The sequence below is a fragment of the Stenotrophomonas sp. NRRL B-14846 genome, from assembly GCF_050473585.1.
In the GTDB taxonomy this organism is placed as follows: domain Bacteria; phylum Pseudomonadota; class Gammaproteobacteria; order Xanthomonadales; family Xanthomonadaceae; genus Stenotrophomonas.
On sequence record NZ_JBFLUN010000022.1, the window covers coordinates 1,791,725 to 1,800,608 of the forward strand.

General features: G+C 67.4%; 6 protein-coding genes. 5 read left to right on the top strand and 1 reads right to left on the bottom strand.

Annotated elements, in window-relative coordinates; genetic code table 11:
- The 5 genes from AB1281_RS10530 (at position 1) to AB1281_RS10550 (ending at position 7,327) form a co-directional block, all read left to right on the top strand.
- Positions 1 to 2,265: a DUF802 domain-containing protein gene (locus AB1281_RS10530; protein ID WP_430345848.1), complete on the top strand. Its 2,265-nt coding sequence runs from the start codon at positions 1 to 3 to the stop codon at positions 2,263 to 2,265.
- Positions 2,262 to 2,900 carry an OmpA family protein gene (locus AB1281_RS10535; protein ID WP_430345849.1) on the top strand — a complete coding sequence of 213 codons (639 nt, stop codon included), beginning with the start codon at positions 2,262 to 2,264 and terminating at the stop codon, positions 2,898 to 2,900. Before AB1281_RS10530 ends, AB1281_RS10535 begins: the two co-directional genes overlap by 4 nt.
- Positions 2,818 to 3,258, top strand: coding sequence for a DUF2894 domain-containing protein (locus AB1281_RS10540; protein ID WP_430345850.1), 441 nt, complete (start codon positions 2,818 to 2,820; stop codon positions 3,256 to 3,258). Before AB1281_RS10535 ends, AB1281_RS10540 begins: the two co-directional genes overlap by 83 nt.
- Before the next feature lie 268 nt (positions 3,259 to 3,526).
- Positions 3,527 to 5,845 (top strand): TonB-dependent receptor, encoded by a 2,319-nt coding sequence (locus tag AB1281_RS10545; RefSeq protein WP_430345851.1) that lies wholly within the window; start codon positions 3,527 to 3,529, stop codon positions 5,843 to 5,845.
- 21 nt (positions 5,846 to 5,866) lie between these two features.
- Complete coding sequence (locus tag AB1281_RS10550; RefSeq protein ID WP_430345852.1) at positions 5,867 to 7,327, top strand: esterase-like activity of phytase family protein; 1,461 nt, start codon at positions 5,867 to 5,869, stop codon at positions 7,325 to 7,327.
- A 1,100-nt stretch (positions 7,328 to 8,427) separates the two neighbouring features.
- Here AB1281_RS10550 and AB1281_RS10555 read toward each other — a convergent pair.
- Positions 8,428 to 8,874, bottom strand: coding sequence for an REP-associated tyrosine transposase (locus tag AB1281_RS10555; protein WP_119006388.1), 447 nt, complete (start codon positions 8,872 to 8,874; stop codon positions 8,428 to 8,430).
- Between the last annotated feature and the right edge of the window lie 10 nt (positions 8,875 to 8,884).

Consider the following 8,884-nt stretch of genomic DNA (forward strand, 5'->3'; position numbering starts at 1 on the left):
ATGTCCAGAACTGCTTTCCATGTCGTTGTTTTCCTTGTCGGCCTGCTGGCCGTGTGCTGGATCGGCATTGGCTACGTTTCGGTGCATCCGCTGGGTGCAGCGGTGGCGGCGATCATCGCGGCCTGCTACATCGCCGGTGGCGTGGAGCTGTACCGCTACCGCCAGGCCAGCAACGGCCTGCGCAGCGCACTGAGTGACCTGTCCAGCGCGAAGGAAAGCCTTGCCCCCTGGCTGGAGCGCGTGCCGATGGGCCTGCGCAACGCCGTGCGTCTGCGCGTGGAAGGCGAACGCACCGCCCTGCCCGCGCCGGTGCTGACCCCGTACCTGGTTGGCCTGCTGGTACTGCTGGGCATGCTCGGTACCCTGCTGGGCATGATGGACACCCTGCGCGGCACCGGCCTGGCCCTGCAGAGCGCAACCGACATGGCCGCCATCCGCGGTTCGCTGGCGTCGCCAGTACAGGGCCTGGCGGTGGCGTTCGGCACCTCGATCGCCGGTGTTGCCAGTTCGGCCATGCTCGGCCTGCTGGCGGCGCTGCTGCGCCGTGACCGCCTGCAGGCCGTGCAGCAGCTGGACCGTGCCATTGCCGGCGACCTGCACCCCTACTCGCAGGCCTGGCAGCGCGCCGAATCGCTGCGCCTGTTGCAGGCACAGTCCGCCGCGCTGCCGGCGCTGGTCGACCGCCTGCAGGCGATGACCAGCACCTTCGAACAGCACAGTGCGGCCGCCAATGAGCGTCTGCTGGCCGGCCAGGCCGAGTTCCTGACCCAGAGCCAGGCGCTGCAGGAACGCCTGGCCGTCTCGCTGCAGCAGTCGCTGCGCGAAGGTGCCGAGGCCAGTGCCGCTGCCATCGGTGGCGCGCTGCAGCCGATGGCCGAAACCACGCTGGCCGGCCTCGCCCACCATGGTGAGGCACTCCATGCCCGTGTCGAGCAGGCGGTGCAGCAGCAGTTGTCTGGCCTGAGCGACGGATTCGAGCGCAGCCGCGTCGCCACCGAAGCCAGCTGGGCCAAGGTCGTGAACGAGCAGACCCAGGCACAACAGGCGCTGGTGAGTGATCTGCGTCAGCACCTGCAGGCCTTCAGCGATGGCCAGGGCACGCAGGCCGAAGCACTGGTCGCGCGCATCGGCGAGCGCCTGCAGGCCGATGCCAGCGGCAATGCCGAGGCCTGGCGCGCCGCCGCCGAACAGCAGCAGGCATTGAATACCGCGCTGGTCGAACGCCAGCAGCAGGCGTTGCTGGACGCCAGCGAGCATCTGGACGCGCGTGCGCAGGCGCTGCTGCAGGCACTGGAACAGCACCACAGCGCCAGCCAGGCGCTGCTGCAGGATCACGAACTGCAGCGTTCGCAGCAGTGGCAGGCCGCGCAGGCCGCCACCGCCACCGCGCACGCCGAACTGCAGGCCAGCCTGGACAGCCGCGAGCAGCAGCGCCAGGCGCGCTGGGATGCGGTCAGTGCCGAACTGCAGCAGGCCCACGCCGCGCTGCAGGCCCAGCTGCAGGCCGGCGACGAACAGCGCCTGCAGCGCTGGAGCGATGCCCTGCAGCATGTTTCCACCGATCTGGCCGAGCGCCTGCAGGCCAACGGCGAACGCCTGGCCACCCAGCAGCAGCAGGTCTGCGACACGCTGGCGGCAACCGCGCAGCAGATCGGCGAGAACGGTCGCGCCCAGGCCAGCGCCACGTTGGCGGAAGTGTCCACCCTGCTGCAGACCGCCGCCGCTGCGCCGAAGGCCGCCGCCGACGTCATCAACGAGCTGCGCAGCACGCTCTCCGAGAGCCTGGTGCGCGACAACGCGATGCTGGAAGAGCGCGGCCGCCTGCTGGCCACCGTGCAGACCCTGCTGGATGCGATCAACCATGCTTCGCACGAGCAGCGCACCGCGGTGGACGCGCTGGTCGGCGGTTCGGCCGAGCTGCTGGAACGCGTCGGCAACCGCTTCACCGACCATATCGCCGCCGAGACCGGCAAGCTGGATGGCATTGCCGCAGCGCTCAGCGGCAGCGCGGGCGACGTTGGCCAGTTGGCCGGCGCCTTCGGTGAGGCGGTCGCGCAGTTCGGCAGCGCCTCCACCGAGTTGTCCGGCCGCCTGGAACAGATCGGCGGCGCACTGGATGCCTCGTTGTCCCGCAGCGACGAGCAGCTGGCCTACTACGTGGCGCAGGCACGCGAGGTGGTCGACCTCAGCCTGCTGTCGCAGAAGCAGGTGATGGAAGAACTGCAGCAGCTGGCCACGCGCCGCGGCAAGGCCGGCAGCGCATGAGCGACGAGCTGGAGGTCGACGGCGGTTCGCACGCCCCGATCTGGGCCGCCTTCGGCGACCTGATGTCGGTGCTGCTGGGTGCGTTCGTGCTGATACTGGTCGGTGTGGTCGCCGTGCAGCTGGAGCTGTCGCAGCGGCTGGACCAGGAAGTGAAGCAGCGCCAGGCCGAAGCCAAGCGACTGCAGACGCTGGAACAGGCGCTGGCCGGCCCATTGGCCGCCGGTCGCGTGACCCTGGTCGACGGCCGCATCGGCATCAGTGGCAGCGTGTTGTTCGCGCTGAACTCCGACCAGCTGCAGCCGGAAGGCCAGGAGCTGCTGCGCAGCCTGGCCGCACCGCTGGCCGCTTACCTGGGCACGCGCGAAGAGATCCTGATGGTCAGCGGCTTCACCGATGACGCGCCGGTGCGCGAAGGCAACCGGCGTTTCGCCGACAACTGGGAGCTGTCCGCACAGCGATCGCTGACCGTGACCCGCACCCTGATCGCCGATGGCGTACCGGCCGACGCGGTGTTCGCCGCCGCGTTCGGCAGCGAGCAGCCGGTCAGTTCCAATGCCAGCGAAGACGGCCGCGCACGCAACCGTCGCGTGGAGATCGCGCCGATTCCCAAGCCCAAGGCCCCGGATGCCCAATAAGCCGCCCGCACTGGAGGGCCTGCGCGCACTGGTGCGCGACCTCGATGCGGGGTCGCGCTCGCTGCCGCATTACCCGCACGTGCCGATGCTGCAGCAGGTGCAGCGCGAATGGTCGGAGCTGCGCAGCGAGCTGCAGGTGCGCCGCTCACTGCGCACCGAAGCCCCCGCCGACGGCGGCCCGCTGAACTCGGCGGTGCTGGTGCAGCGCATGCTGGACACCATGCAGGCAACCAGCCCCGGTTACCTGCGCCACTTCATCGACTACGTGGACACCCTGTCCTGGTTGCAGGCGCTGCAGGATGGCGCCGCCAGCGGCGGCGATACCGCGAAGCCGAAGCGCACGCGCAAGCCGCGCTGAACACCGATTGGTAGTGCCGGCCGCTGGCCGGCAATTGATTGATAGCCGCAGGTTCATCGGGCTGCCGGCCAGCGGCCGGCACTACCCGTCCTGGTAGGCGCCTCACAACAACTGAACATGTCACCAGACAGTCATCTGTCTAGCGCACCATTTTCACGTTGACCCACGGCGCCTGCAGCGCCCGCCGGTCGCATCGGTTGTCTCCCCTTTTGAACGCCATGAGCTCCGCGCCCGTGCGGTGGCTCGTGCCTGCCTGAGTGTCCGTAACATGACGAAGACTTTGTTGGCCGCTGCGCTGTCGATCGCGCTCGCTCCCGCGGCCTGGGCGCAGGATGCTGCCCCGACCTCCAGCACGCCCTCCGCCACCACCCTCGATGCGGTCTCGGTGATCGGCAGCGGTGAAGCGCGCCAGGTGCAGCGCATCACCCGCGAGAACCTCGACATCCTGCCGCCGGGCACCAGCCTGCAGAAGACGCTCAACCTGCTGCCGGGCGTCAACGCGCAGTCGGCCGATGCGCTGGGCACCAACGAGCAGTCGATGACCCTCAGCCTGCGCGGCTTCAACTCCACTCGCCTCGGATACACGCTGGACGGTGTGCCGCTGGGCGATGGTGCGTACAACAACTACAACGGCCTGACCATCAACCGTGCGCTGATCAGCGAGAACATGGCCGGCGCGGAACTGGCGGTGGGCATCGGCAGCCTCGGTACGCCGTCCACCAGCAACCTCGGCGGCACGATTTCCTATACCTCCGACCGCCCGGCCCAGGAACTCGGCGGCCGCGTGGTGCAGACCTTCGGCAGCGATGCCAACCGCCGCACCTTCGTGCGCGTGGACAGCGGCGAGTACAACGGCTTCTCCGGCTATGTTTCCGGCATGAATGCCGCCTCCGATCTGTGGAACGACCAGACCGCCTACAACAAGTCCACCACCAAGCAGTTCAACGCCAAGGGCGTTTGGAACTTTGGCCGCGGCCAGATCACCGGTTTTGTCGATACCTCGCGCACCACCCAGGCCGACTACTTCTACCTGTCCAAGGACGAGATGTCGCGCGGCCTGGGCTGGGACTGGGGCGGCTACGCGCCGGACTGGAACAAGGCGGTGGCCAAGGCCTACTGCAACACCGCCAGCTTCAATGCGAAGAAGTGCGACAGCAGCGGCCCGGACAAGGATGCCGACGGTGCCTTCACCGCCGGCCAGATCCTGCGCGATGACAACCTGTACTACCTGGCCGGCGACTTCTTCCTGGCCGATGGCTTCAGCCTGCGCGCCCTGGCCTACCACCACGATGACCGTGGCGAAGGCCACAACTGGAACAGCGGCGCGTGGTCGAACAAAGGCACCGCGCAGGAGATTCCGATCATCTTCCGCAACACCATCTATACCATCGACCGCGACGGCGGCACGCTGTCCTTCGACTGGGAGCTGGGCGCGCACCGCATCGAAGGCGGCGTCTGGTACGAGCGCAACACCAGCAGCGCCGAGCGCTACCAGACTGCCGTGGACGGCCCGCGTGACCTGAGCGGCATGAATACCCTGCCCTCCGATGTGGGCGTGTTCGCCCAGCGCACCCGCTGGAAGACCCACCAGTTCTTCCTGAAGGACACCTGGCGCCTGCTCGATGATCGCCTGACCCTGGAGTTCGGCGCCAAGAGCCCACACGCCACCTCCGATGCACAGGCACTGCCGGGCGACGCGAAGACGCCGATCTCGCCGACCTCGAACAACCAGTTCGCCACCGGTTCGTTGAAGGCCAGCAAGAACTTCCTGCCCAGCATCGGCGCCAACTTCCGCCTGAACGAGCACCACGAACTCTTCGCCAGCTATGCCGAGAACATCGCCATGTTCCAGGGCGGCTTCAAGCTCGGTCCGCAAGCGGTCAGCCAGGCCACCTGGAACGCGCAGGGCAACCTGAAGCCGGAGGAGTCGCGCTCACTCGAAGCCGGCTACCGCTTCGTCACCGATACCCTGCAGGCCTCGATCGCGGCCTACAGCGTGCGCTTCGACAACCGCCTGCTGCAGTACAACCCCTGTGACTCGCGCCAGCCGGTCGGCCCGACCTGCGGAAACCGCTTCTACAACGTGGGCGGCGTCGACAGCCGCGGTGCCGAGCTGACCGTGCTGTGGACCCCGAACGAGCATTTCAGCTGGTACACCTCGGCCTCGCTGAACCGTTCGACCTATGCCTCCAATTACGTACAGGCCGGTGTCGAGCAGCAGATCAAGGGCAAGATCCAGACCGACACGCCCAAGCAGCTGCTGGCCACCGAGATCACCTGGCGCGACAACGGCTGGTTCGCCAGCCTGCGTGGCAAGTACACCGGCGAGCGCTTCTACACCTACACCAACGACCAGGGCTTCGGCGGCTTCACCGTGTTCGACCTGGCTGGCGGCTACGACTTCGGCCAGGTCGGCTTCGCCAAGGGCATGCGCCTGTCGTTCAACGTGACCAACCTGACCAACAAGCGCTACGCCAGCAACCTGGATTCGAGCGTGTTCGCGCCCAGCGACCCGGCCGGCAAGCTGTACGTGTTCCATGCCTCGGCACCGCGCCAGGTGTTCGGTACGATCGACCTTCGCTTCTGATCGACCGCCCGGAGTCCACCGATGTTCGCGACCGCCCTGCTGCTGGCCACCCTCTCCGCCAGCGGATACTCCGCCCCACATGAGGCCAGTGGTACGCCGCCACGCACCCTGCAGTTGGGCGGTCGTACCTACGTGGATAAAGGCCTGGTCGCCGCCGGGCGGCTGCCGGCGGGCACGGTGGACTTCCTCGGCGACACGCTGGGCTCGTTCTCTTCGCTGGCGGTGCAGCCCGGCAGCTGGAAGCGTACCGCCAGCGGCTACGAAGGCGTGCTCTGGACCCTGCCCGACCGCGGCCGCAACGATCCCGAGGCCGGCCTGTTCTACGACTACGCTGGACGCGTGGAGCGCATGCAGCTGCGCATCGACGTTACCCGGGGAAAGCCCGGTGCGCTCGGTACGCTGACGATGGTGCCGGACAAGGGAGTGGTGCTGAAGGACTTCAACGGTCAGCCGTTCACCGGTGCCGACCCGGGTGAGCACACGATCACGCAGCGCGAGGTGGTGCTACCCTCGCCCGCCAGCGGCGCGGGCGCGGGCAAGGTCTCGCTGGATGCCGAGTCGCTGCAGTTCACCGCCGATGGCCATTTCTACATCGGCGACGAGTACACCGCCAACGTCTACTACTTCGATGCGCAGGGTCAGCTGCAGGGCGTGATCGTGGCACCGCCCGCGATCAGGCCGCAGCGCGAGGGCAAGCCAGCGTTCGGTTCCCTTGCGCCACCGCAGAGCGGCCGCCGCAACAACCAGGGCGTGGAAGGCATGGGCCTGTCGCCCGACGGCAGCCGACTGTTCGTGGCCCTGCAGAGCACCACGCTGCAGGACAGCGCACAAGGCAATGCGGCCGGGCGCATCAACACCCGCGTGCTGGTCTACGACGTGACGGCCTCGCCGACGCCGCAGCAACCGATCGGCCATTACGTGATGGCCTTGCCCGCCTATGCGCACGACGGCAAGGGCAAACTGGACCGCACCGCCGCGCAGAGCGAGCTGCGCGCACTGGATGCCCACCGCTTCCTGCTGCTGGCCCGTGATGGCAACGGCCTGGGCAAGGATGGCGACGACCCGATCGTCTACAAGTCGGTGCTGCTGGTGGATGTGGCCGAAGCCAGCAACCTGGCCGGCAGCACCTACGAAACCGGCACGGCCTCGGTGCTGGCTGATCCAGCGGATACCACGTTGAAGGCAGGCATCGTACCCGCACGCTGCGACGAACTGCTGAACCTGCTCGACCGCCCCCAGCTCGCACGTGCCGGGCTGGACCTGGATACCAAGCGCGGCCCGCATGCCGGACTGCTTTCGGAAAAGTGGGAAGCCATGGACGTGCTGCCGGCGCTGGACCCGCAGCATCCGAACGACGTGCTGCTGCTGATCGGCAACGACAACGACTTCATCGCCCGCAACTGCCGCATGCAGGGCCAGCCCTGCGACAGCCCGTACGACAACGACAACCGCGTGCTGGTCTACCGACTGACCCTGCCTTGACTGCATCGGGCATTGCCGCAACCGTCTCGCTCGAAAGCCTGGTAGTGCCGGCCGCTGGCCGGCATTACGCCCAGACCGACCACGCATGCGGGTACTCGCCAATCTGCCCAGCAAGACCAGCGCGCACCGGATTCCCGAGTATGTACAGAGCTTGCCGCGCCAGCGACTCCTCAGCCCTCAACGCAACGGGTAGTGCCGGCCGCTGGCCGGCATTACGCCCAGACCGACCACGCATGCGGGTACTCGCCAATCTGCCCAGCAAGACCAGCGCGCACCGGATTCCCGAGGATGTACAGAGCTTGCCGCGCGAGCGACTCCTCAGCCCTCAACGCAACGGGTAGTGCCGGCCGCTGGCCGGCATTACGCCCAGACCGACCACGCATGCGGGTACTCGCCAATCTGCCCAGCAAGACCAGCGCGCACCGGATTCCCGAGGATGTACAGAGCTTGCCGCGCCAGCGACTCCTCAGCCCTCAACGCAACGGGTAGTGCCGGCCGCTGGCCGGCATTACGCCCAGACCGACCACGCATGCGGGTACTCGCCAATCTGCCCAGCAAGACCAGCGCGCACCGGATTCCCGAGGATGTACAGAGCTTGCCGCGCCAGCGACTCCTCAGCCCTCAACGCAACGGGTAGTGCCGGCCGCTGGCCGGCATCACGCCCAGACCGACCACGCATGCGGGTACTCGCCAATCTGCCCAGCAGGACCAGCGCGCACCGGATTCCCGAGGATGTACAGGGCTTGCCGCGCCAGCGACTTCTCAGCCCTCAACGCAACGGGTAGTGCCGGTCGCTGGCCGGCATCACGCCCAGACCGACCACGCATGCGGGTACTCGCCAATCTGCCCAGCAAGACCAGCGCGCACCGGATTCCCGAGGATGTACAGGGCTTGCCGCGCCAGCGACTCCTCAGCCCTCAACGCAACGGGTAGTGCCGGCCGCTGGCCGGCATTACGCCCAGACCGACCACGCATGCGGGTACTCGCCAATCTGCCCAGCAAGACCAGCGCGCACCGGATTCCCGAGGATGTACAGGGCTTGCCGCGCCAGCGACTCCTCAGCCCTCAACGCAACGGGTAGTGCCGGCCGCTGGCCGGCATTACGCCCAGACCGACCACGCATGCGGGTACTCGCCAATCTGCCCAGCAAGACCAGCGCGCACCGGATTCCCGAGGATGTACAGGGCTTGCCGCGCGAGCGACTCCTCCGCCCTCATGGCATGATCGAAGTAGCCAGACTGCCAGATCGTACTTCGACGACCCTGTAGGCGATTCAGGGCAAGCGCGCTCGACGACTTCATTCGGCGTGCAATGTCTGGAAGGTGAGCTGCACGCAGCTCGAACATCCAGTGGAGGTGATCCGGCATGACGACCCATGCGAGTGACTGCACCAGCCCCCGCCGCTCGATGTAATGAAACTGGTCGATTACACATGCCACTGCAGCTTCGCTTTCAAAGAGCCGGCGGCGCAGATGTGTGGTCGTTGTCAGAACGTAGACCTGACCGACAATGGAACGACGGCCCAGGCGGAGGCGATGGCTGCTCATGCCCCATGGT

Bases quoted from the DNA above. Each gene is read 5' to 3' on its own strand.
- AB1281_RS10530 (WP_430345848.1), top strand. From the start codon at position 1: ATGTCCAGAACTGCTTTCCATGTCGTTGTTTTCCTTGTCGGCCTGCTG.
- AB1281_RS10535 (WP_430345849.1), top strand. From the start codon at position 2,262: ATGAGCGACGAGCTGGAGGTCGACGGCGGTTCGCACGCCCCGATCTGG.
- AB1281_RS10540 (WP_430345850.1), top strand. From the start codon at position 2,818: ATGCCAGCGAAGACGGCCGCGCACGCAACCGTCGCGTGGAGATCGCGC.
- AB1281_RS10545 (WP_430345851.1), top strand. From the start codon at position 3,527: ATGACGAAGACTTTGTTGGCCGCTGCGCTGTCGATCGCGCTCGCTCCC.
- AB1281_RS10550 (WP_430345852.1), top strand. From the start codon at position 5,867: ATGTTCGCGACCGCCCTGCTGCTGGCCACCCTCTCCGCCAGCGGATAC.
- AB1281_RS10555 (WP_119006388.1), bottom strand. From the start codon at position 8,874: ATGAGCAGCCATCGCCTCCGCCTGGGCCGTCGTTCCATTGTCGGTCAG.